At 60.7% G+C, this 23,902-nt stretch carries 24 protein-coding genes; 18 read left to right on the forward strand and 6 right to left on the reverse strand.

Going from position 1 to position 23,902, the window contains the following annotated elements; translation table 11 throughout:
• Positions 1-435 precede the first annotated feature (435 nt).
• The 14 genes from PQR40_RS29115 to PQR40_RS29180 are packed head-to-tail and all read left to right on the forward strand — an operon-like array spanning position 436 to position 15,024.
• Positions 436-1,137 (forward strand): VirB8 family type IV secretion system protein, encoded by a 702-nt coding sequence (locus tag PQR40_RS29115; RefSeq protein WP_408510384.1) that lies wholly within the window; start codon positions 436-438, stop codon positions 1,135-1,137.
• The gene (locus tag PQR40_RS29120; RefSeq protein ID WP_408510385.1) at positions 1,134-2,024 is read left to right on the forward strand and encodes a TrbG/VirB9 family P-type conjugative transfer protein; all 891 of its coding nucleotides are present in this window, start codon (positions 1,134-1,136) and stop codon (positions 2,022-2,024) included. Before PQR40_RS29115 ends, PQR40_RS29120 begins: the two co-directional genes overlap by 4 nt.
• Before the next feature lie 8 nt (positions 2,025-2,032).
• Positions 2,033-3,292 carry a TraB/TrbI/VirB10 family type IV secretion system protein gene (locus PQR40_RS29125; protein WP_408510386.1) on the forward strand — a complete coding sequence of 420 codons (1,260 nt, stop codon included), beginning with the start codon at positions 2,033-2,035 and terminating at the stop codon, positions 3,290-3,292.
• 4 nt (positions 3,293-3,296) lie between these two features.
• A complete protein-coding gene (locus PQR40_RS29130; protein ID WP_408510450.1) occupies positions 3,297-4,100 on the forward strand; it encodes a transglycosylase SLT domain-containing protein in 804 nt (267 codons plus the stop codon).
• Positions 4,100-5,392 (forward strand): TrbG/VirB9 family P-type conjugative transfer protein, encoded by a 1,293-nt coding sequence (locus tag PQR40_RS29135; protein ID WP_408510387.1) that lies wholly within the window; start codon positions 4,100-4,102, stop codon positions 5,390-5,392. The genes PQR40_RS29130 and PQR40_RS29135 overlap by 1 nt, the downstream gene beginning before the upstream one ends.
• Positions 5,389-5,820: a lytic transglycosylase domain-containing protein gene (locus PQR40_RS29140; protein ID WP_408510388.1), complete on the forward strand. Its 432-nt coding sequence runs from the start codon at positions 5,389-5,391 to the stop codon at positions 5,818-5,820. The genes PQR40_RS29135 and PQR40_RS29140 overlap by 4 nt, the downstream gene beginning before the upstream one ends.
• A gap of 3 nt (positions 5,821-5,823) precedes the next feature.
• Complete coding sequence (locus PQR40_RS29145; protein ID WP_408510389.1) at positions 5,824-6,393, forward strand: toxin co-regulated pilus biosynthesis Q family protein; 570 nt, start codon at positions 5,824-5,826, stop codon at positions 6,391-6,393.
• 2 nt (positions 6,394-6,395) lie between these two features.
• Positions 6,396-8,018, forward strand: a complete 1,623-nt coding sequence (locus PQR40_RS29150) for a type II secretory pathway protein (protein ID WP_408510390.1) — start codon at positions 6,396-6,398, stop codon at positions 8,016-8,018.
• 8 nt (positions 8,019-8,026) lie between these two features.
• Entirely contained in the window at positions 8,027-9,313 is a 1,287-nt protein-coding gene (locus tag PQR40_RS29155; protein WP_408510391.1) for a type IV pilus inner membrane component PilO, read from the forward strand.
• Positions 9,300-9,902, forward strand: coding sequence for a hypothetical protein (locus PQR40_RS29160; RefSeq protein ID WP_408510392.1), 603 nt, complete (start codon positions 9,300-9,302; stop codon positions 9,900-9,902). Before PQR40_RS29155 ends, PQR40_RS29160 begins: the two co-directional genes overlap by 14 nt.
• Before the next feature lie 4 nt (positions 9,903-9,906).
• Positions 9,907-12,072, forward strand: a complete 2,166-nt coding sequence (locus PQR40_RS29165) for an ATPase, T2SS/T4P/T4SS family (protein WP_408510451.1) — start codon at positions 9,907-9,909, stop codon at positions 12,070-12,072.
• Positions 12,073-12,080: 8 nt separating this feature from the next.
• Entirely contained in the window at positions 12,081-13,211 is a 1,131-nt protein-coding gene (locus PQR40_RS29170; RefSeq protein WP_408510452.1) for a type II secretion system protein, read from the forward strand.
• A 7-nt stretch (positions 13,212-13,218) separates the two neighbouring features.
• Positions 13,219-13,809, forward strand: coding sequence for a hypothetical protein (locus PQR40_RS29175; protein ID WP_408510393.1), 591 nt, complete (start codon positions 13,219-13,221; stop codon positions 13,807-13,809).
• A 12-nt stretch (positions 13,810-13,821) separates the two neighbouring features.
• On the forward strand, positions 13,822-15,024 hold the full coding sequence (locus PQR40_RS29180; protein ID WP_408510394.1) for a hypothetical protein: 1,203 nt from the start codon (positions 13,822-13,824) through the stop codon (positions 15,022-15,024).
• A gap of 714 nt (positions 15,025-15,738) precedes the next feature.
• Here PQR40_RS29180 and PQR40_RS29185 read toward each other — a convergent pair.
• From PQR40_RS29185 to PQR40_RS29210, 6 genes are all read right to left on the reverse strand, one after another.
• A complete protein-coding gene (locus tag PQR40_RS29185; RefSeq protein ID WP_408510395.1) occupies positions 15,739-16,737 on the reverse strand; it encodes a CAP domain-containing protein in 999 nt (332 codons plus the stop codon).
• A gap of 249 nt (positions 16,738-16,986) precedes the next feature.
• The gene (locus tag PQR40_RS29190) at positions 16,987-17,352 is read right to left on the reverse strand and encodes a hypothetical protein (protein WP_408510396.1); all 366 of its coding nucleotides are present in this window, start codon (positions 17,350-17,352) and stop codon (positions 16,987-16,989) included.
• 10 nt (positions 17,353-17,362) lie between these two features.
• The gene (locus PQR40_RS29195) at positions 17,363-17,548 is read right to left on the reverse strand and encodes a hypothetical protein (RefSeq protein WP_408510397.1); all 186 of its coding nucleotides are present in this window, start codon (positions 17,546-17,548) and stop codon (positions 17,363-17,365) included.
• The gene (locus PQR40_RS29200; protein WP_408510398.1) at positions 17,545-18,735 is read right to left on the reverse strand and encodes a FlhC family transcriptional regulator; all 1,191 of its coding nucleotides are present in this window, start codon (positions 18,733-18,735) and stop codon (positions 17,545-17,547) included. The genes PQR40_RS29195 and PQR40_RS29200 overlap by 4 nt, the downstream gene beginning before the upstream one ends.
• A gap of 48 nt (positions 18,736-18,783) precedes the next feature.
• The gene (locus PQR40_RS29205) at positions 18,784-20,100 is read right to left on the reverse strand and encodes a hypothetical protein (RefSeq protein WP_408510399.1); all 1,317 of its coding nucleotides are present in this window, start codon (positions 20,098-20,100) and stop codon (positions 18,784-18,786) included.
• Positions 20,101-20,315: 215 nt separating this feature from the next.
• Positions 20,316-21,026, reverse strand: a complete 711-nt coding sequence (locus PQR40_RS29210) for a nuclease-related domain-containing protein (RefSeq protein WP_408510400.1) — start codon at positions 21,024-21,026, stop codon at positions 20,316-20,318.
• Between the two features lie 468 nt (positions 21,027-21,494).
• Between PQR40_RS29210 and PQR40_RS29215 the strand changes: the two genes are divergently transcribed.
• The 4 genes from PQR40_RS29215 to PQR40_RS29230 all read left to right on the forward strand — a co-directional run bounded on the left by PQR40_RS29215 (position 21,495) and on the right by PQR40_RS29230 (position 23,854).
• The gene (locus PQR40_RS29215) at positions 21,495-21,845 is read left to right on the forward strand and encodes a hypothetical protein (protein ID WP_408510401.1); all 351 of its coding nucleotides are present in this window, start codon (positions 21,495-21,497) and stop codon (positions 21,843-21,845) included.
• A gap of 118 nt (positions 21,846-21,963) precedes the next feature.
• On the forward strand, positions 21,964-22,392 hold the full coding sequence (locus tag PQR40_RS29220; protein ID WP_408485273.1) for a hypothetical protein: 429 nt from the start codon (positions 21,964-21,966) through the stop codon (positions 22,390-22,392).
• 8 nt (positions 22,393-22,400) lie between these two features.
• Positions 22,401-23,267, forward strand: coding sequence for a hypothetical protein (locus PQR40_RS29225; RefSeq protein WP_408510402.1), 867 nt, complete (start codon positions 22,401-22,403; stop codon positions 23,265-23,267).
• 11 nt (positions 23,268-23,278) lie between these two features.
• Positions 23,279-23,854 carry a single-stranded DNA-binding protein gene (locus PQR40_RS29230; protein ID WP_408485277.1) on the forward strand — a complete coding sequence of 192 codons (576 nt, stop codon included), beginning with the start codon at positions 23,279-23,281 and terminating at the stop codon, positions 23,852-23,854.
• The last annotated feature ends 48 nt before the right edge of the window (positions 23,855-23,902 follow it).

The following is a 23,902-nucleotide window of genomic DNA, read 5'->3' on the forward strand; positions in this document are numbered from 1 at the left end:
ACGCCTTCACTTGTTTGTTGCTGTATAAGCGCAAAAGAAGTGCGTGGCTCCACGTATTGTTACAGTAAGAGCAATGCAGCGCGTAATCAGTTGCACGCACTCGACGATCTGTTCTCAATCCGATTCCACGCGTACCTATTGGTGATTCGCTGAAGAATCGGTGGCTTCGGCGTCGGGCAGTGCTGTGCAAAGTGTGCAAGCCTTTAGGCAGGCGATGATACGTTTTATCAAATAGCCGAACGGCACATTAGCTGAAAAGCTGGGTAAGTTTGTGGATCATTTCGGCTAAGGGCGTCCAACTGATTACGCGCACCGGCCGCAAGGGAATCCAACTTAATACATCTCGGGAAAGCGCTCGAAAATCACATCTCTTTTGCATGACGGCCTTGTCGTCGGCACTGCTCCAATTGAGTCGGCCCAATTGGATAGTCCGTCATGCGTTTCTTCAGAAGCAAAAAACAGATCGCGCTTGCAACCGCTCCCGGCGTGTACTCGGAAGAGGACCCGGAGTTGGTCATTTTCGACCGCGGCACGCGGCTGCGCGTCGAGGCGAACCACTGGAAGATGTTGTGTTTCGTACTCGCGTTCATTGCGGGTGGCGCTGTCTGGACCCGGCAGCCGCCGCCGTCTGTAGTGAAGGCCTACGGCGTCTCGTCTGACGTCGCCGGTCACCCGGTCCTGACGCAGCTCGCTGCGTATAAGCCGGAAGACCAGGCGCTGCGAACCTCGATGAAAGATTCGGTCGAGCGCTGGTTCACGATCGAGCCGGTATTGACCGACAGCCTCGAGAACTCCCGCATGGCCCGCAACATCAATGCGGTCAAGGCTCAGATGGTGGGCAACGCACGCAACCAGTTCGGTGCCTGGCTGAAAGAGGATGCGCCGTTCCAGGCGATCACCACCAACCCGAAGCTGGTGCGTGAAGTAAAGGTGACGAATGTGTCTTTGCTCGAAGACTCAACGGCGATCGTTGAATTCACCACGAGTACGACCGACAGCCCGACCTCGAAGCCGGTCGTCCAGAAGTACGCGCTGACCTGGCGCTACCAGATCGTGCCGCCTGCCGCCGAGGACGCCTTGACGGCCAACCCGTACGGCATCTTCTATCCGTTCACCAATCTGCAGAAAACGTCATGACGCGCCCACACCATCGACTGACTTCGCTGGTCGGCACGATCGCATGCGTGCTGACCTGCCTGCCGACGTTCGCGGCGAAACCCGGCGCGCTGCCCTCGGCCTCGTCGCAGGAAATCGCGAATCTGCTCGGCGATCCGATGAGCCCGGTCAATCCGTACAACAGCGGAACCGATCCGCTGACGATGCCGGGGGACGCGCGCATGGCCGTGTTCCCATACAGCCGCGACCAGATCTTCAAGGTGATGACTGCGCCGCTGAAGACGACGACGATCGAGCTCGCGCCAGGCGAGTCGCTTGTCGCGGACCCGGCGCTTGGCGATTCGATCCAGTGGGTCGTGGACACGGACGGCGCCAACCATGTCTTCGTCAAGCCGACGAAACCGGGCCTCGTGAACACGATGCACCTCACCACGAACCAGCGCGAGTACGACATGACGCTCGTTTCGTCGCCGCTCGGTGGACTCTTCTATCAGACGGTCCGATTCCGTTATCCGCAGTCGTTGATGGCGAAAGTGCGCGCTCGCCAGGAGCGTGACGGCGGATCAGGTTCGCTCGCCGGCGACGACGGAGCAGGGCGGTCCACGACCGATTCGGGCCCGATCGGTGTGTCACCGGACAAACTCAATTTCGACTACACCGTGTCCGGCTCGGCACCGTTCAAGCCGGAGACTGTTTTCGATGACGGCCGTTTTGTGTGGCTGCGTTTGCCACCGGACGCACCTTTCGCCGTGCCGGTCGTGAAGGATCATGGCGATAACGTGAGCCCGAACTTCATCCGTCGTGGGCCGTACCTGGTTGTCCAGCAGATGGCAAGTGAGATCGTCTTGCGGGCCGGCAACGACCAAGTGAAGGTGACTCGCGGTCGCCGCGGCATCTTCGGTTTCTGAGCGCAGCCATGGCAAACCAGAACGGACAGCCGACGTCAGATCAAGCCGCGATCGTCAAAGGTAAATCGCCGCGTAATGCACTGCTCGGCGTTGGCGCTATCGCCGCCGTCGCGATCGGTGCGATCGGCTTCTATTACCAGGTCAAGGCAAGCAATGATGCGGCCGAAGAAGCGCGCCTGCTCAAGGCGTCCAAGGCGGCCGAAGTCGTCGATAGAAGTCACAACACCGAAGACGTCGACAAGATCATTGCGGACCAGCAGGCCGCTGCACGCCGCGCAGCAGCCCAGGCACGTGCGGCGTCCGCACCACCCGCGACTGATCCGTCGAAGCCATCCCTGACCATGGACGGCTTCGTGAACGATCAGAAGGTGTCGAAGCTATCGGCGGACGCGAAGGAGGACGCGATCTACGCGGCGCCGATCTTCCGGCCCGGCGTAAAACTCAAGGATCAGGGGCAGTCGTCTGTGCTCGCCCAAACGGGGCTGATGACACCTCAACAGATGGCTTTGCAGCAGGCGGCGGCGCAACAGGCGGCGATGGGCGCAGCCAATGCGCAGGCTGCGGCGCTCGCGGGCAAACTCGGCGCGCCGGCGGCACAGCCGTCGTCGCAGAGCCGGGATAACCAGTTCCTCAACGATGCAAAGGCGCAATCGGCATCGGGGGAGGGATTTCTCAGCGCAGGCTTCGTTGGCCAGGCGCGCGGGTGCACGCTTTCGCCTCCGCATCACATTCCGGTGCTGACGATCGAGGCGCTGAATTCGGATCGTCCCGGTACAGCAGCGCTCATCGTCGACGAGGACGTGTACGACAGCATTCGCGGCGACTGCCTGATGATCCCCAAAGGTTCGACTATTACAGCGCCTTATGCGAGCGATATCCAGCCCGGTCAGGAAAGCATTCTGGTCGCGGCCACAGAACTGCGTTTGCCCAATGGCAAACAGGTACCGCTCTACGGCGCACAGGGTGCCGATACGAACGGGTGGGCGGGATTCTCCGGCGACGTCAATAACCACTTCCTCAAGATTTACGGTACGTCGTTCCTGACAGCCATTCTCATCCGGAAGTTCGACGGCGGCGATTCGTCAACGACGACGGGTCCGCTCGGCGTAACCCAGGTCGGAAGTACGGCAGGGCAGGTGGCCGCAACGACCACGCAGTCGCTCATGAATCGCTACCAGAACATTCCACCGACGATCACAACTGATTGGGGCAAGCGTTTCATGATCAAGGTGAATCGCGAGATCCATCTGGAGCCGTACCGTGATTAAGCACCTGCTCGCGAGTCTCGCACTGGCCGTCGCTGCGGTTACGGCCAGTTCGACACAGGCTGCCACCATCGCTGCGGTAATCAGCCCGGTGAACTACGTGCTCGCCGGCGACGGCGCACGCGAGCTCGCGTCACTCGACGGCAAGCCGGTTTTCTACTGCGGCCTCGATGCGTTCACGTCGTGGGCGACCCCACTGGTTGGGCAGGTGGTGACGAGCAATTCGCAGACGGGCATGACCGTGTCGATCGATTCGCGCACAGTTGCGCTCGAACGCCTCCTCGTTGAAAAGGGCTGGCTACAGCCCGCCCGACTGGACGACGAAGCGCAGGCGGCGATGACCGAAGGGAGAGGCGGCTGGGCGTGCGCCAGCGCGCGAACGCCGTTCGATTTGATGCGCACGAGTGTCGACGCGAAAGTACTTGCAGGAATCGCACTGAACGAGTCGGGCCTGAACGGGCGTGCGTGGCCCTGGACCCTGAACGTCGCGGGTCGCGGCCTGTTTTTCCGCACGCGCGAGGACGCGTATCAGGCAATCCAGAGTCTGATCAATGCCGGTCGTAGCGACTTCGATGTCGGCATCATGCAGGTGAACTGGGGCTATTACAGGCAGCGCTTTGCGTCGCCATGGGACGCGCTGGCACCGGCGACCAATATCCGCGTCGCCGAGGACATTCTCAACGAGAACTATCGCAAGACCCATTCGGTCGCGAAGGCGATCGCTTACTACCACAGCGCGAACCCGGCGCCGGGTCAGCGATACCTCTTGCGCTTCGTGCGTCACCTCAACCAGATCGAAGCGGGCCTTTGATGCGCATCGTCTCTCCTCTCGCCATCGCATGCATCTGCCTTCTGACCGGGCAGTCAGTGCGTGCCGCCAACACCGATCCGTTCGATTTCGACTACGAGATCATGGGTGGTATTACGGAACGGCCTGCGCTGATCTTTAACGACGGCAGCAAGACCTATATCCAGCCTCGGGCAGGGCAGGTTATCACCGCTGACGGAGGCCATAGTGAAGGGCCTTATGTTGTGGTCGATGGCACCCCGGAGACGATCAGCTACAAGGTTGCGGGTCGCAGTGCAGTTGCGCGCTGGACCCGTGCAAACCACTTCATCGGGGGCTCGGGTGCACTCGCTTCGCTGCGCGATGATCAGCCGGCTACTTTCGATGGATTTACCAACCGGCTCATTCTGATCGGTCCGCACGGCGGTCTCGAACCGGTGCGCGACCTCAAGGCGACGATGCCGGTCGCCAATCTCGTCAAGGCGCTCGTGCCGCAAGGGTGGACCGGGTCTGCGCAGAAGGATGTGGACCTCAACAACCAGGCGGGCTTTGCGACTCGCCAGGGCGAAAACTGGCTGCAGGCCCTGGACCAGCTGATGGCGCAATCGGGACTGTACGCCGATGTCGATTTTGGTGCGCGTCATGTCCGCCTGCGCCGCGAGGCGCCAAAGTCTGCCGCTCTTAATTACGCAGCAGGCGAGCAGGGCGCGGCGACGCTGGCTGTCGCGACGGTCGCGACTGTCGCGACAACTGCGGCTCAGCCATCGCTCCTCGCGCAGAATTTTGGCGCTCAGGCGATCCGGGATGGCGACGACACGCACACGCAGATCCGCTTTGAAGTGAAACCGTCGAAGGATCTCACGTTCAGGAGCGTGGACGGTCGATCGCTTCGCCCGAACTGGGACGACGCGGCCAACGTCATGACGATCGAACGGGCACCGCACTTCGTCGCGTCGAACGGCGCTTCGAGTGTCGAGGTGGAGCGCACGGCAGCCACCGTCTACGACTTCGACGCAGCGAGCCCGGCGCGTCTTGAGGCGGTGTTCGACAAGGATGGGGAGACGTACTTCAAGTTTGCTGACTCTGTCGTCCAGGTCACGGTAGCGGACGTGCGTCACCTGGGAACGGGTGAGCAGAAGGGGCGTTTCTACCGGTTCAAGGGCACTGCCGCGCAGTTCATCGTCACGGCCGACGGGAACACGGTGAACGTGACGCGCCGGCACGACGTGAAGTACGTCGAGCGGCCGGCGGTCCCCAACGCGGTTTCGCTCACGACGACAACGGCGCTGGGTGAAATGGGGAGTGCGAAGCCATGAAAGGATGGGCGCTTCAGTTTGTCGTCGCGTTGCCGATCGGGTTTTGCGTCGGGGCATGCCGGGCTGACTGCATTGACGACGCGGCTGCATATCGCCACATCAGTGCCCGGCTTGTCAGTGCAATCGCCCAGCATGAGTCAGGAATGCGCCCTGATGCTGTGCATATCAACAGCAATGGTACTGAAGACATTGGCCTTATGCAGATCAACAGTTCATGGCTCCCGAAACTGGCGCGCTACGGAATCCGCCGCGATCACCTCTTCAACGCGTGTGTGAACGCATACGTCGGGACCTGGATTCTTGCATCAAACGTCAGGCAGTTCGGCGCGACCTGGAAAGCAGTCGGTGCCTACAACGCTGTGTCGACGCAGAAACAGATGATCTACGCGAACGCCATCTACCGACGTCTGCAGCGTCAAGGCAACTAAACCATGTACACGAACCTGACCGTTCAAACCCAACGCCGCTCGCGGATTGTCATGCAGATTCTGGCCGCACTCGCGATTTCCGGATTCGGTACCTGCTCATTCGGTGCATCGAGCGCGCACGAACCGAAGCCGATGACATCTGCTGGTGAAGGTTGGCAACTTCTGTCGTCGTCGCCTACGCCGCAGGGCGCGCTGGTCGTCGCGCCACTGGTTGGTGAGCTAGCAAGTGAATCCCCGCCGGGTAGGGCTGGGGTGTCGCTCGCGGTTGCGCCGGTCGTGTTACCCGGAATGCCTTCGGCATCTGCGGGCGACCTGACATTGAGCGTCACGCCTCAGGACGTGAACCTGCGTAACGCGCTCGACCGGTGGCTGCAGACCCAGGGCTGGCAACTCGCCTGGAAGATCGACGACGACCTGCCGCTTGAATTCAACGCGAAGTTCAGCGGGGATTTCACGTCTGTGCTCACGCAGGTCATGAAGGCGACGAACCACATGCGCACGCCGACGCGAATCTGCCGCCACACCAACAACGTCATCCGCGTCCTCGCGCGTGCGGCGAATTGCCAGGACTGAACATGATCCGTTACGCACATCTCAAAGTTCTCACGGCGAGCGTGTCCGCACTCGCGTTGGCGGGCTGCGCTGTCACACAGGACGATGTGAACCGCTCATACGACGCGGCACACCGGGCAGTGGTTGAGGCGATGGGCAATGGCCCCGAATCGATGCCGCTCGTTGAGGACGTGCCGAGCGCGTTCCTCGGTGACCGTCTCGTGCCGGTCGCATACGAGGCGACTCTGCCGGCTGTGTTCCGCGAAAAGAATGTCACGCTCCCGGCGAACCTCAAAATCAGGAACATCGCCACGCTTGTGTCGAGCGCCACCGGCTATCCGGTCCACCTGAGCCCTGACGTCTTCATTCCGCGCGACTCGCTGGTGCCACGTGGATCGTCGGGTGATGGCAAAGGTTCAGTCGCCAACGTTTCGACCGGCAAGACGTATGAAGAACCCGTGTATACGCAACCGTTCACCGGCAACGTCGGTAACTACATGCGCAACATGAGCGAGGACCTCGGCCTTGACTGGTCGTTCGACGGCTCTACGATCAACGTGTCGCGTTTCGTGACGCGCATGTTCCAGATCGCAGCGATCCCCGGCAAGGTCTCGATCAGGTCCACCATGTCGAAGGGCATGGATACGTCCACGGGCAACCAGTCCAATGGCACCGGCGGCAGTTCGGGCGGCAACACAGGGTCATTCTCGGCCGTGACGTCGACCGGCCGCGATGGCGAGTTCGACCAGATGGCGCTGATCAGCGATGAACTCAACAAGCTGAAGTCGCCGATGGGGAACATCACGGTCAATCCGCAGAGCCGCCTCGTGATGGTGTATGACACCAAGGAAGCTGCGGACCGGATGGGCCGGTTACTGACGAAGGAGAACGCGATCTCGACCCGCCAGGTCGCGATCCGTGTGCGAACCCTGCAGATCGCGCTCAACCGCGGAACTCAGGCAGGCCTGAACGCTGACGTCGTCTTTAACAGCATCCAGGGTGGTCTCGCCAAATACGCGATCAGCTTCACGTCGCCGACTTCCCTATCGTCTGGCGGTGGTTCGGTCGGCTTGTCAGTATTGCGTCCCAACGCGCCGCTCTCGGGCACTAATGCCGTTATCAACGCGCTGAACAGCTACGGCAGGACGGTGCAGGACAACACGCTGACCAAGCTCACGTTGAACGGCCTGCCGGTGTCCGTCGCGTCATTCCAGAGCGATGACTATCTCCGCTCGACCCAGGCTTCCGCGGGCAGCCTGACCGGTTCGTCCGGTGGCGTCCCCGGTCTGACGCCGGGAACCGTCACGACAGGCGATTTCGTGAACGTCCTGCCGTCCGTGAACGACCACAACCAGATCATTCTCGCGTACTGGAGCGATAGCTCGAAACTCAACGGCCCGTTCACGAGCGCGAGCGTCGGCTCGGGGCAAACGCAGCAGCAGATCCAGCTGGCGCACACGACTGGCAGCAAGGACGACCAGACAGTGGCACTCGCTGACGGACAGACAGTCGTGCTTTACGGTGCGATCACTGATCAGGCCGACAGCACGACGAACGGAGGCATCGCCGGTATCACGGGTAGCTGGAACAAGTCGCGCACCTTCCAGGTGATCATGCTGACGGCGACAGTCGTCCCGTCGATGTGAGCGCGGGCATGCACATTACTGGTCCGCTGCCGACAGACAGGAAAGCCCGACTGGTGTTCGGGCTGGACTGGCGCGCCTATCCGGTGAAGGGTGCGAAGGGTGAGCGCCGCCGTTACGCAGAAGATTTCGGCGCGACGCATTACGTCGAGTTCAAGGTCGGGCAGGAAATGATCGCGGGGTTCGCGGCACCGGAATCAGGCGAGATCCGTGGCGTGAAGCTGTACTCCGGCGCGGCGCGCGTCGCGCTACATGTACGCGTGCGATCGCGACCAGCCGCGCTCGTATTGCTGCAGGATGGCGAGCGCGTTCACCTCGTCTTCGTTGTGCGCGGGGTCGTTCGCAGCGACGAGGTGCTGAAGATCGAGGCGGCACGGGATCGGCGGGAAGCAATCGTCAATGAGTGCCAGCGTCTGAACGTCGCTCTGGCTGTTCTCGGTGCAGGCCCATCTGTGGGCGCGATTGACGAGAGCTTCACAGCCGCGGCACTGCTCGATGATCGCAAGGCCGGACGTGTCGCGAAGCTTCCAATCGCCATTCCGACCGCGGTGCCGCTGACGATCATCGGGATCGCGATCTTTGCCGTTGGTAGCAAGGTCTACGATGCGATGCAGCCGCCACCACCGCCTCCTCCTCACGAGCCCACTTACGCTGAGAGATACGCAGACGCCGTTCGGCGTACGTTCGCCTCCGTGCAGCCGCGTGCCAATCTGCTCGCGCCGGCACTGCTTTCTACGCTGGTCACCAACGAGACAAACGTGTCGGGTTGGCGCTTCGACCATGCGGACTGCGGTATTGCGGGCAACTGCGCGATCACATATAGCCGCGAGGGCGGCACATTCGCAGGCTTCGACCGTGACGCGACACCTTCCATGCGGCCTGTCAGCTTTGACCTCGATGGCCTGCATCTAAGGACGCGTGGTCCGTCGGTTCCGAAGGTGACGCCTGTGTCCTCCGCGGACCAGAAATCGTGGCCTTCCGAGCAGGCGCTGATCAACCTTCTGCAAACGCCTCCCCAGAGGCTATCGGTACAAGCGTACGAGCTCGACAAGCAGGGTTACGTCGTCACGTTACAGGCGGCGAAGCCGGTTCTTCAGGACCAGTCGGGCACGGGCCCAAGGCCCGCACATCTGATGCGCCAGGGCGACTGGACGATCGAAGGCTTCAAGTGGCAGTCGGTGCTGCTCGCGCGATTGCCCGCAAACATGGCGATTGATAGCTTGAAAGTCGAGTACCGGATCCAGGAGCCTGTTGGCATCCATTTCACAGCGAAGGGTAAATATTATGTTCTCGACTAACCACGCCTTCACACGCGTTGTCGTCGTTGTTGCGGCGATCTGCATCGCTGCTACCTCAGCCGTGGCGCGCGCGGAAGCTCCGCATCTCACGCTGGATGATATTGACCAGCTGTCGCGAGACAAGGTGGTGCGCCAACTGAAGGGCACCGGCGACGGTGCTGGTGGACAGCCCGGCACTACCGCAAATCTGGTCACGCCGCTTCCATTGCCGCAGAACCCTCCGCCTACCGCGACACCGTCACCTGTGCCGCCAGGTCGGGCAGGCGCGGCCGCATCGCGCGCGGAACCGGTGACGTTTGTCGGGGCGTACAGCGACGCCACGGGTGGCTACGTGCTTTACGAAACGGGCGGTGGCGTGTATCCGGCGCATCTCGGCACGAAGCTCATGAACGGCTGGACCGCGAGGAAAGTCGACGGGTTTCTCGTAACGGTGGCCGACGGCAGGCGCGTCTGGACGGAACCCATCCGGGGTGGCGCGGCGCCGGGCTCCCCCATGAGCCCAACGCTTCAGGTTATCAACGACCTTGGTGGCCCACTACCGCCAGCGGCCGCGATGGCAGCACCGATCTACGTACCCCCGGGGAGATAAGAACATGAGCATGTTTTCTAACGTGGAATCCGATGAACCCGCCTCACGCGGTCTGCTTGGCCGTTTCAGAGGCTGGCGCGCGGGATTCACCGAAACCGCCCCGTCGACGATCCTGCCCGGATCGGAGCCGCGATTTGAGACGGCGAACGAGGCCACGAATCCACAGCTGATGACGCTCGGTATGCGCTTGCGTAATGGTGACGTGACAGACGTAGAGCCGAACCAGGGGGTAGAAGCAGGCGAGTCGTCGCAGGCCATTCCGAAGTCGTCGTCGGGTGCCCGGGAGTTTTGGTCGGGCGCGGAAGCCACCACGCATGCCGAAGCCGCCCGCAGCAGCGCGGAAGCGTCGGCCGTGAACCTCCCTGACGCGCCTGCAGATGACGAGCCCGCAGTGGCCGCTCCAGCTATGGAGAATGAGCCACCGGTGGCGCCGCCTCAGCGGACAGAGCAGCCCACGGCACGCGATGACGTCAAGGCACTGATTGAGTCTGACGTGCTGTACACGCCAGTTGGACTACCGCAACTGATCTCGGTCGAAGGTCTCGGTCCGTTCAAGCGGATTCTGTGTGAACCCGGCGCGGATGCCACGCTGCACATCACCTCTGCCGCGAGGCGCGACTTCGTAGCGGTCGACATGCAGGCGGGCGTCGCGATTGTGGTCGCCACCCGCGACTTCCATGAAGGCGCGTTGTACGCAACGTACGTCAAGGACCTCGAGCGGGCGCATATTGCGATCCGGGAAGAGATGGTGGCGACTGTCGACGTGATCGCGGCAATCTACGCATCGGCGAAGGCGCGCGAGGCGGGCAGCGTCGTGCCGGAGGCGTCCCGGGCCATCGGCACGTTTCGCGACGTGATCGAGGCCGCGCACGAGTTCAACGCAAGTGACGCGCACTGGGAATTCCGCGATTTCCATGACGATGTGGAGGTGCGCTTCCGTGTCGACGGCGATCTTTACACCTACCGCCGGATGCCCAAGGTGCTGGTGAAGCGCGCGCTGTCGGCTGCCTATCAGGATCTTGTCCAGCGCAATACAAACTCGGGGGAGACGTTCCAGCCGAGTACTCCGCAGTCCGCGATGATCCCGATGGTCTCCCGGATGGACCTGCTGAATCTTCGCTGGCAGAGCGCGCCGCTGGTCGGCGGCTTCGATGTCGCGCTGCGCCTGCTCGACGGCAATTTCCGTAACGTACGGGTGCGTATGCCATCGGAGATGGGCCTCGAGGCGAGTCAGCTCGAAATCGTCGATTCGCTGGGCAACGTCAGTGGCGGGGTGACGATCCTGACGGGGGAGACAGGATCGGCGAAGTCGACGTTGCTGCGCTCGATGTCTTACCTGATGTCGTCACGGGATCTGCGCAAACAGTATGCGGTAAGCGAGCCTGCGGAATATCCCAACCCCTGGCTTTCTGAAATCTCAATACAGCGGCGCCCTGACGAATCCGACGAGGATGCCAGCCGCAAGAGTGCTGAGGTAATCCGCACGCTCATGCGGATGGACCCGGACGATCTGACGGTCAACGAGATCCGGGACCACGCGATTGCGGCACTTGTTGCGGAGCTTGCGCTGACGGGGCACCCCGTGCGCACCACACTGCATGCTGACAGCCTGATCGGTGCTTTCATGCGCCTGGCTGGGGGGCGCCTTCAGCTCCCGATGGATGAAGTGTCGTCGGAAAAGTTCGTGAACGCTGTAGGCAACCAGAAGCTCATTCCACTTTTGTGCCCCAGGTGTAAAGTCCCCGCGCGCGACGTGATGCCGGCGGTGCAGCTTGAGACGCTGAGCGTGAAGTTTGGCCTCGACACGTCGAAGATGGCCTGTCGCAACGAGGACGGCTGCGAGCATTGCCGTCTCAAGGGGCTGTTCACGCGAGCCGGGAAGGTGGCAGGCGGAACGAAGGGACAAACGCTTGCCATGGAACTCTACAGCCCGACGCCAGAGTTTCTGGACCGGGTGGCTCTGCGCGATTGGCGGGGCGCCGAGAACGTGTGGCGTCGGGAACGGGTTGCCGCATTTGGCGACCCGGACATGAGCGGCAAGACGATCTACGAACACGCGTTATACAAGGCGTCGACCGGCATCATCGATCCGAGGTTCATCGACCAGACGATGCGTTCGTTCGCCCAGTACCGCGTGATGCCCGACCGTGACGGGAGGATGCCGTCGTGATCCGTCGAATGATCCACGCTGTCTTCATGATGCTACCGGCGCACGAGCGGACCCGTGTCGCGACATGGCGGTTCCGGAAGGTCCGGGAGAACTTCTACCGCGAAACCCGGCTGGACGTGGTGGCCAAGGGCCTGCGAAACCGGGAGACGTTGCTCGAGCGGCTCACCACACTTGAAGAGCGTAACCGCAAACGAAAGACATTCGTCTGGCCGGTGTTCCAGAGTGTCGCGCGGCGAATGCGGGCGGGCGACGATTTCGCGCAGGCGCTCAAGCCGTTCATCCCGTCCGATGAGTATGCACTACTCGAGCTGGCTGGGTCGTCCACACGGGAGGATGCGGCCGTGCGGGGGCTTGAACTGGCTGAGATGGCGGCGAACGCGAAACGCATCCTGTCCGGGACTACGTCGACGCAAATGGCGTATCCCGCGTTCCTGCTCATTTATCTGTACACGTTCTGCATGCTTTTCGGCGGAGCGATCTACCCGCAGGTACTCGACGTGAAGCCCCTGGACCAATGGCCAGGCGGGGGCCAGGTGCTCTACGCGATCGACACCTTCTGCTACGAATACTGGTGGCTGACTGGCACGGTCGTCATCGGCGCAGTCTTCACGTATTTCTCGACGCTGCACAGATGGACCGGCGAGACGCGCAACAGGCTCGATGCCGCGCCGTTGATGTGGCGAAACCGGCGCGATCTGCGTGCGGCGCTACTGATCGTTTCACTGTCGGGTCTCTTCGACTCAGGGATGACGCTTCGGGCGGCGCTTGACCGTCTGACCAGGACTGCTGACCCGTGGTTGAAATGGCATTTGAACCGGATGAGCCGGCGCCTGACTGCCACACCGGACGAGCCGATGCGAGCGCTGGACACCGGGATCTTCTCTGAGTCGATCGTGGACACGATTACCGACGCTTCGGGGCGCGACCAGTTCGTCCAGGCCATCAAGGAACTCGGCCGGGACTCGTTATCGCGTGTCGTCGAAAACGTGCGCCGTAACGCAAAGATCACCCACTACGTCCTGTTGGGGCTTGCGGCCATTGCCTTCCTGGCCATCGGTGTCGGCTCCTATGTGATGACGGGTGCTGCGAGCCTCGATACATCTACCGTCCCCTCTTCACCCACTTTTAACGCCCATTGAGGTAGTCATGCAAATTCAGAACAACGACGTCAAGAAAGTTTCGCTGCTTCAACTGGGTCGTCGCCGCAGGCAATCTGGCGAGCTATCGATGATTGAAGGAGCGGCAGTGATGGCCGCGGCCGCACTGCTTGCTCTGCTTGCGTACGCGGGCGGCAAGTTCGTGATGGATCGCGTTCACGCGTCGCAGTTCAAGAGCGAGGCCCAGTTGTTCCATACGGGAATCCTTGATGCCACCGCCAACGACACAGATTTCTCCAGTGAAACGCTGAAAACGCTTTCGCAGAACCATGCGTTCGATTCTGCGGGTTCGCGCGTCGCTGCCGCAGGTGCCGGCGTGACCGGGATGTTCGGCGGCGCTGTCACGGCGGCCGCAGGAACGGTGATCAACACCAACGACGCGATGATCGTGACGTACCCGGTGCCGGCGACGGTCTGCGCGCTGAGCGTCTCGGCAATCGCGAACGCGTACACGCAGGTGACGGTCAACGGCACGACGATCTCGGGACCAACGACCGCGTTCAGCAGCAGCACCGGCGCGACGGCGTGCACGTCTGCTGGAGCGACGGCGAGCATTGCGATGTACACGACGCGCAGCTAAGGACCAATAGACATGGGCGGCAGCATCATCGAAATGGTGATCGTTCTGGCAGCGTCGGCGTTGTTGCTCGCTCAGGGCATCCGCGAAGACGTCGCGCACAAGCGTGCGGCGCTGATGACGATCGAAGGCCAGAACCAGGCGATCATCAACGAAGCGTTGTCTCACTGGGTGACGGACAACTATGCGGCGCTGCTCGCCCAGTTCACAGCGTCCGGGTCGGCGACCTTGACGCCGCCTACGATTGATCAGCTTTTCACGAACGGTAATCTGAAGCAGCAACATCGCAACGGGCCGTTCTGGGGCGGGACGTACACGATCACCATGACCATGGTTCCGGCGACCTGCGCAGCGTCCGCGGGCAACTGCCATGTCGCCTATCTTTTCTACCCTTCGCAGCCGTTGTTGAAAGCAGGGCAGCCCGACGTTGTCGGAGCGTCGCAGATTGCGCAGGCGGGCGGAAATTCGTTCGGATATTCGACTTTTCAGAACGCTTCGACCGTGTACGGATTGAACGGCGCATGGAACACACCGAACCCCCTGCCTGGCACTCCAGCGGCAGCCATAGTCGCGACCAACGCTCTCGAATCGGATGGCAACTCGGTGTACATACGCCGCGACGGTAGTCTGACATGGACGGGCAGTCAGAACGTAAACGGCGTGGACCTGCATAACGTCGGCAACATCGATGCGACCGGGACGATAGCGGCACCGACAGTGGCTGCTTCGAACGTGGCGGTGAGCAGCTCAGTTCGCTCGCCGGCGACGTTGTACGTGCAGAACCAGAATGGCACCGGGCCAGCACCGATCGATAGTGGCGCCGCGACCGTCCACGGAAACGCGGTCGTCACTGGAACGTTGACTGTAGGGAACGTGGCGGTCGCCGGAACGGGTTGCTCTGGAACCGGCATCGCGGGCAATAGCGATGGCTCTGGCCAGGTGCTCTCGTGTCAGTACGGCGTCTGGCTGCCGATTGGTGGCCGGATTCAGGGGTACGGGTATTACACGGTGCAGAGCCAGCAAGGCGTTCCTGCGCCGGTCTGCGCGAGCGGGGGTACTCCGCAAATCCTTGTGAATCCACGGAGCATCTACGTGAACACAACTGCGACGGTCAATTACGGGTTCGCCGGCACGGGACCTTGGATCGTCTACATCCTTGACGGAACGGGCGCACCCATCGCCGGCCAGGTTTCCGCATCAACCTATTGCGCGTATTGATGGAGAAGGAATGAGATTCTGGAAACAGTGGTTGAGAGTCGTATTGGTGGGTGGAATTCTGCTGGCTGGGCGCGGTGCATTTGCCGCTCCTGTCACATGTTCCTACGGATACCAGGATTCAACATGCGGGACGTTTTTGTCTAACGCGCCGCAGGTGGCCCCAACATGCCCGGGTTCCGCTGGGTGGACGACAGCGGCAGCAGCCCAATGGATTGGTTCCGGGTATTTGGCGCCGCAGTGCAACTATCAGGCAGCGCCTGGTTGTCCGTCGGGTTATGTGCAGACCGGGCCGTTTTGGAATGGTTCAACGTGGGTCGGCTTGAACTGCACGCCTGCCGCCCCGCCTGATCCAACGGCAGGCTGCATGGCCAACGTTCCCGCCGGTTGGACAATCAGCTACCAGACTTCGGATAGTCGAAACACCCAATTTCCTGCTGGTACTAAGGGCCTATTTTTTGTGGGCACTGCAGACACGTGGGTAGATAAGTGCGGCACTACCCATTTGAACACCCTCTTGGTTTGCAATGTTCGAATCGCAGACAGCGGATTTCTCAGTTGGGGTCAAATTGTGAACTACAACGTCGGCACTTGTGGTCACTAGAACGCATCTAGTCCCGGCTGCAAATTGAAAAAACCCGGTGAGGTCTCAGATTCACCGGGCTCGTTCATTCTTTGATGCGACAGTTTCGGACCAACGAACAGCCTGCGACGTGCTTATCCAACGATGCTGCCAGTTGTAAAGCTGAAACTACGCGAAAAGGCCGTTCCGTTAATGGTTCCTGTAAGGGAAACCGAGTACGTCGTGTTGGGCGTCAGCGGAGTTCCGGGATAGGCCACCGCCTCGAAAGCAGGCAGCAACTTGTTTGGATCCGTCGCGGCGTTCAATAGTTGCAGGTTGATAACGTTGCCCGAACTGTCCGTTACTGTGCCCGATTGCAACACGACATTGTCAGTCGGATTTCCAGATACTCCGATCGGAGTTCCGAACGTGCCGGATGTCGTATTGGGGGGCGTAGGCGTTTCGCCTGCCGTCATATAAGCGACGCCCGTCGTGCCCTGGCACGGAAACGTGAGCGGCAAATTGCCAGTCATGGGTTGTAAGTTTGCAATCGTCGCTGACGACTGGATCTCCGGGAAACCATTGAAGGTCATCTCGTTCCAGCCGATACCTATTTGCGTGATCGGCCACACGCCCAAAGCGATGTGATAAACGCCGCCGAGCCATTCGTACGCGATTTGCTGCCCATATTGGGTTTCAGTGAGCGTTGCATTCGTGTAATAACCGGCGCTTGCGCCACCGGAGTAGACGATCTGGGAGTTAGGAAAGCCGAAGTGAACCGCGCGATCGCTATACGTGGTTCCAGTGAAGCCCGGGTTGCCGGTAGCTTCTGTGTCCGTGATGTTCCCGCCGTTTTGACCCATGTATTTAGCGTGCGCTTGGGCGGCCTGATCCAAGACAGTGTTCTCGGTGAGGGCAGGGAAGCCGCATTGCTGCCGTTGTTGATTGAGAGTCGTGAACACCGCTAACTGCGCTGTTGATGCCACATACTGCGGGGTTGCGACGTTACCTGTCGCGGGGCTGCTGGCTGGTGTCGACGGCGCTGCGCCGGTGGTATTACCCCCGTTGCCACCGCCGCCTCCACCGCCGCATGCGGCAAGCATGATCGTCGCAGCGAGCGACACAAGCGTAAGGGCGATCTTCTGGTTCTTCATTCTTATTCCTCGCATTTCTATTAGTGGCCGTGCCCTGTGCTCGACCTTAATTCCATCCTACCGACGCAGCGCCAAAGTCAAGTCGCTGCGCCGTGTCCCGGCTCGATTTCGCATAAATGTCCAATTCCTGCGCGTCGGCATTGTAGATATATCGGAAATAATTCGTAATTCTTGAGTGTCGACTTGTATGGAATAAAAAACCCGTCGATTGACGGGTTCCAGTCGCTCCTCTCGTTGAAATGCATGGAGTTATCTGCGCTTTCGCCGGCGTCGATGAAAAACCCGCAATGCTACGAATGCAGCGGCCAGCAGTCCAGCAGTTACGTACGGCACTTTCTGAGCGAGTACCGGCACTGCCCGGGATGCAATGAGAATCGCAAGCATGGCAATTGCGAGTTGCCCAAATAGCGGGGAGTTGGCCATGGAAAATAGCCTGGACGGCAATTTTCCGGCCGTCTCCGCATACTCCTCGTTGGCTTTCTCGAGGTCGAAATCGCCCTCTTGTTGGGCGCGCACACCCTGATAGAAGCTCTCATATCTCTCGAACCGGCCATCCCCCCGCCCATCGAGCCAGGCCGCGTTGCTTTCGCGAACCACATAATCGAAATCTTCCATCGGTGCGCCCTCAATGCATCCGGTCGCTCGCCCACGCAACGGCGCCGACGGCATTGACGATGCATGACCCGTCCGCTTCTGCGAAGAACTGGCCGGTTTCAGGATTCTGCCAGCCAAACTGTGCGCGGCCATCGGAGGTGAATATCACGAGCCCGGCCGGCAGGTCACGTTCGGTTTGCGAGGTGACGGTATTCATTGGGCGGCGTCCTTGCTTTTTCGCACGCGCCTGCGACGCGGGCCGAGGTCCTGCGCGCACGCGGGGCACGTGAAGCTGTGGTGCATTTCGACGCGCACATCGCTGTTGGATACGATGTATGGCGTCGAGCATGACCGGCACGGGGCTGTCGTCAGGCGGGTATCGGCTGCGATGGAGCTCGTAAGGTTGTAGGCCCGGTCGGCGGATATCAGGGGAATGCTGCTGAACAGGCGCGCGTAGATATCGTGCGTGGCGATCAGTGCCTCGGGGGCATTGGCACCACGCGCGATTGCCTTGCGATACAGCCAGATATAGATCGTGGCGTGAAGGCGCTGCGCCGAGCTCTCGACGAACCATGTAAGCGAGCGGGTCTGGTTGCCGCATGTCGAGCTTCTCCCGTGAATCTCGACGAAGCGTGCGCGCATCTTGCTCTGATTCAGCGTAAAGACATCCGATGCCGTCGACGCGCGCAGACCGTGAGCCATCATCGCCGAGGCGAATGTCTCCTTCTGCCAGCGGTCCAGACGCAACTCTGCAAACCCGGGCACCTTTTTTGGTTTCGCGAGGTCGGCCGGCGACGTAAGCATGATCTGATGCGCGATCGCCTCGTCGGTCAGGTTGTCCGCGGTGAACTCGTACCAGAAGGTGGTGCTGGTGAAGCGCCAGCGGAACAGCGGCAGACCGGCGATCCTGCCCAGCGCAAGACGGATCTGACTACCGCGGAGCGACCCGAGATAATCGGCGACGTCGGGCGTGATCCCAAGCAGCGGCGCGGCCAGAACGCTGGTGTGGATCAGGTTGCTGGCGAGCGTCATGAAGCGCTGGTTCTGATTGCGGATTGCGAACAGTTCGATACCCTGGACCGGCGGCAACGCGTCGCGGAGCCGGTCGACGGCCACGGTCGTCGCGGTATTCTCGACAAAGCAACGCCAGTCTTCGACGGTAGTGAGGGTCGGCGCCACCATCAGGAATGGGGTGTTCAGCAAGCTGCGCAGCGACGATTGGTTCAAGCGCAAGTGCTCGATCTCCTTGCGCTCGACCTTGAAGATCTCGTTGAAGCGGCCATCACTCATCAGCAGCCAGCGCATGTATTCGACGAAGTCGAAGTTGGCGCTCTGGATCTGATCTGTTTGCCATTCCGGCACGTGTAACCGCTCGACGGCCAAATATTTTTCTTTTGTGTTCATTAGTGTGTTCTCTGTTTCTCTCGATCGCGGCCAACCCCGGCCGCGCGCTCAGGCTGCCCGTGTGGCCGCGACAAGCTCCGTGTGGAATTTGCCGACGAGATCGGCGAGGCCCTGGAAGAGAGGCTGGTAGCGTGAAGGATGTCCCTCGGCGGTGACGAGCAGCTGTGCTGTATGGAACTCCTGCGTGAACGTCCCAAAACTGTCGATCACTTCGTTGACCTTCTTCTCCGCGCGCAGGCTGGCCTCAATCTCGGCATTTTTCTCGGCCAGCGCGGTTTCGATAGCTGCGAGTTGTGCCATTGCTGTGTCCAGCGTGTTCGTTGCCTCGCGTTTGCGGCGGATCTGATCCTCGATGGCATCCTCCATCGTCGCGAAGCTCCCGGGTATCTTCGGCACTTCGACCTGCTCGGTGCGCGTTTTCGATTGCGCGTCAGCGAGTTGCTGATGAAGCGTTTTGAGTTCGCGCTCCCGATCGGAGAGTTCGCGCTGAAGCGCGCTGACGGATTCGCCGTGGCTAGCAAGTTCGTTCTTCATCCCATCGGCCGATCGCCGATCGCGCTCGATGGATTTCTTCAGTTGCTCACCCTCTTCACGCAGTCGCCGGTTTTCCGACTGTTCCTGATCGAGCTGCTGTCCCGCGTTAGCCAGTTCCGTGTTCATTACCTCAATGCGGTTCGTCGCAGCGGCGACTTCCAGCTGAGCTTTTCTGTAGGATTCGACGAACTCCTTCATCTGTTTTGGCGATATTTCCGGGTTGCCAGTCCTCGCGTCAATGACGAGATCGACCAGTTCGTCCGGTGTGTCGTGCCGGATCAGCAGCGCCATGTCCGCGCGCGTCAGCGCCTGCACAGCGGCGCTGTTGCTAGCGAATTTGTCGTAGATGCGCGTGTAGGTGCTCACGGAGGACTTCGCATGTCCGTGAACCTGCTGGATGTAGGAATAGGCGAGGTGAGCGGCCTTGTCGCGAACGGACTTCCTGTCGCCCTGGCTACTGATCAGCGAGTTGCTGACCGTCGTCATGATGTGGACGTAGCACGCGCCGATTCGCATATGTTCCTGGAGGATCTTGCGGGTCGAGTGCGCAACCTCTTCGCTTTCCTGGATGATTGTCCGCATAGCCGCGTCGGGCAGTTCCCCCGTAAACAGCGCGCGGGCCGCTGCGCTCATCTCGCTCTCGGTCGGAATGAAGTGGCCGAAGGTCGGTGTGACGTGCGTCGGTGGTTCGGTGGCGGGAAGCGAGCCTGATGCGCCTTCGAGACGGGTCGGGTCAAAGCCGTCGTCCGACGGCGTGTTGCTCTTCGCGGTGAGGTCTTTTTTATTGCTCATGGTTAGGATCCAGATTTGGTCAATGAAAGGCGCAACCACTTCCCGTTGGCCGGGTCGCGCGCGTTACGAATGGTTTCTAAATACACATTTAGTAACATCAACCGCGGAGCTTTGTCCCGCCTTTGATCGTAAGAATACGCCCGGATTTTCCTCTCAAAGGCGCGAAAGACGCGTAAAAACGTATAGCTTTCGCGCCTAATGCAGAAATTTATGCTGAAAAGGATGCCGTTCCATCGGCATCTGAATCGGTAACTTTAGGGAATATTCATACGAATAACGGGGTCAGTTCGGACACGGGAGCGATGTCTTTCGATGGAATCCCGGTCCACCTCGGCTACGGACAGCACTGCCTGCCAGGCTGCTTTGACGTTCACTTCCCGCTGGTCACGGCACTCGTAATGCGTCTTGCATAAACGCAACTGGTGAGCGAGATCCGCAATGCGCATGAGCGACGGCGAAAGCGCTGGCGACAGCGTGCAATTGACAGAGGCGAAGACGCCAAAACTGCGGATCGGCCACATGCCCGGCATGACGCTTCGCAGAAACACCATCTTCGAGTGGTTCTGTTTCAGAGGCGACTTGCGCAACTCTCGCTCACCGTTGGCCGCGACGCGCACCAGGGAAGTCTCATCGGGACCCGGCTCGATGTGTCCGGTCCAGTTCTTCGTTTCGAAGACGAACAGCCCGAAAGGCGTAATGGCGAGGTGATCGACTTCAGCCGTCGGGTAGCTCGTGCCGGGGGCGTGGTGCAACAGGACGGGGCCGCGGTGCAGGTAGAAGTTCTCGGCGCACAACCAGGCGAGCACCCGCCTGAGTTCTGCATCGACAGCCGCTTCGCCAGCATCGCCGGCAAGCTCGGCGCGCGTGGCAGGACGGGGTAGGGCCGTAGACAGCGGTGCCTGACGTCGGCGGCCGATGCGATAGATGGCAAACCCGATCGCAAAAAGGAAAGCAATTCCGTACATGGTGGACTCCACATCTGTGATGTTCAGTCCAGTGTGCCAGGGCGATTACAAAGTCAAGTCAGCGCGATGCGTCCAACGTGTTGTGCGCCCTTAGGCGAAATGATGCGGAAAACGATATAGCTTTCGGGTTAAGCAATCTTTCATGAGGCGGCTCTGCATCCTGTCTGCCAAAGCTGCACGAGTTTCGTGAGCATTTGGTTGGCCGCCGTGATATGCCGGCGGTAGCCTTGACCTATCCCCGCGTCTGTTGACGCATCGACTCGTGCTATCGCGCAATGCCGTCCCCTGACAGGGCACCGGCCTCTGTCTCATTCCCCCTGTTCGCCTCGTTGAGCCTTTTCGTGAGCACCTGCCATGGGTCCGCACGAAAGCGCTTCGCGCTGGTGTTTTCCCTGCTCGTTTGAGCATCGAAACCTTCCAGACGTTGTCTGGACATTCCCTGTGCGATTAATTTTTCTGGAGAGAGAAATGCTGAAACTGCTATTGAAGGACGCGATAAGGACGCCGTGGAAACTGCTGGCCCTGTGCCTCGTGGTTTATCTCGCGACATTGTCACTCGTCGTGTTCATTTTCGTGGGGTTCCTTGCTGGTCACTGGCTTCGCAAGACCATCCAGCAAAAGACCAAGGCGCTTGAAGCTGCAGAAGCGGAAGCGAAGCGCGCGGAAGCCGCAACGCCCGTTGTTCCCGCAGCCCCTGTTGTTGCGACCGTGACACCGGCTAACCCCGCTGTTGCACCGGCCGCTGCGCAGCCGGCACCGAAGCGGCAATACGCCAAATCGGCTGTTGTCATTCCGTTCAGGACAGGAACCCGCAACTAGGGTCCCGCCTAACCCGTCATCGCCGTGGACGTACCACGGCGATGACGCCTCAACCCTTTCCGGGAATCCCATTCCCGGTCACGGGTATTGAGATTGCCGGACTCACCGGAGCAATCTCATGAACACTCATGTGGCTGCCTGGCAGCTCGACATGTTCGGCGACTCCTCGCCCGTCGTTACCACCCCCCCTAAGCCGGATCCACTTCCCGACCCACATCTCTGGAGCGAGGCTGTACGCGACCAGATGGTCGACGCGCTGATTTCCCTCGCGAGCGACAGCCGCCGCGGCGACCGGATGCCGGAGTCGCTGATGGACTGCGCGTCGTTGCTCTCCGAGCGTCTTCGCAACCGGAAGGTCGACACCGACGACTATCGCGCAACCCTTGGCTGGATCATGGGGTACTGGGATGGCGCGCTGCCTTATGACTACGTGTGCAAGGTCAACGGGGTAGACCCGGAGACGATGCAGGACGTGATTATGAGCACGCCGCTGCTTGCGCGCGATCTTGGTGAACTGAAACTGTTGTGCCTCGGCACGTTGTTGTAGGAGACGACATGACGATTACGGCCAGTTTTTTTACCCGCGTGCTCGCGGACATTTTCCCGGGCAAGGCAAGTACCGCGCGGCATGCAACCCCGCAAACCATGCGCGAACCTTCTCCGCTTCCGACTGCACCTGAACCAGGGAAGTCAAGCGATGAAGCCGGTCTGCGGTTGATCGGGCAGGGCGAACCCAACGAAACCCACATCACCATTGGCGGCGTCCCGAATCTCTTCATCGATGAAGGCGACTGCGTCATGCAGTTCGTGCCGGCGTTCGACGAAGCGATGAAGCAGACCCAGTTCGGCATGAAGGTGTTGCCCGAGCTCGAACCGCACTGGTCCCAGGCCGCTATGCACCGGTGCAATCTGAAGCAGGCGATCGCCGTCGCGATTCGTGGCCCGGCCGAGGCAGCAGGTGTCCCCTGTGCGCCACCGACTGCCGGGGCACGCACTGACCACCAGCGTCTTTCGAACGCAGCACAGGAACCGGTGCTCACTGCGATGGACGACAACGACGAGGCCGGGGCTGCACTACCACGTCGTCACGCTGCTTCCAGCAACAGTGCGTCGGACTTGGCCGCTGTCTCCGGAACAGTTACAGCCTGGGGCGAGGAGAAGTTTCCGCGTCGCAAGCCAGGTGGTCCCCGCTTCTACACCTCCTTTGCGATCCGGTTGCAGACGTTTTCCGGTGAGCGCGTCCTGCAGGGCGAAGGCCTGAAAGACGCGATATCCGAGTCTGGCTGTCAAGTGGGCGACGTAGTTTCAGTGCGCCGCCTGCGCAAGATCAAGGTTCAGGCGTTCGAGAAAGACGGCGAGCCAAAACTGAAGAATGGAGTACCGGTCCTTTGGGACAAGTGGCTCTGGTCCATTACGAAATGAAGGAGCATTGAATGGCATCTGTGAATAAGGTCATCCTCGTCGGAAATCTCGGCGCGGATCCAGAAGTGCGTTATTTGCCCAGCGGCGACGCTGTGGCCAACATCCGCCTGGCAACAACCGACCGATACAAGGACAAGGCGTCGGGCGAAATGAAAGAGGCAACCGAATGGCATCGCGTGTCGTTCTTCGGTCGGCTTGCGGAGATCGTTTCGGAATATCTGAAGAAGGGCTCGTCGGTGTACGTCGAAGGTCGCATCCGCACTCGCAAGTGGCAGGCGCAGGACGGTACCGATCGCTACTCGACCGAGATCGTTGCCGAGCAGATGCAGATGCTTGGCGGCCGCGGCGGAAGTGGTCAACGTGAGCAGTCTGATGACGACGGCGGATTTGAGCAGCAGGGCGACAGCCGTTCGCAGGCACAGCCCTCCGAAACTCGCCGCACTCCCGCTCGCACTGCAAGTCAACCTGCGCGAGCATCGCAAGGCAGCTATGCCGGCGGTGGTGCGCCGCGTGGTGGTGGCTTCGATGAGATGGACGACATACCCTTTTGGGGTTTTCACACGGGTGCTGCGTGGTCGATCATCTGATCCCGTAAAGGCTCACCAAAGCGCAATTCCTCTCCCGTAGTTACTCAC

It is taken from the genome of Paraburkholderia sediminicola (assembly GCF_046026855.1).
Lineage (GTDB): Bacteria > Pseudomonadota > Gammaproteobacteria > Burkholderiales > Burkholderiaceae > Paraburkholderia > Paraburkholderia sediminicola_A.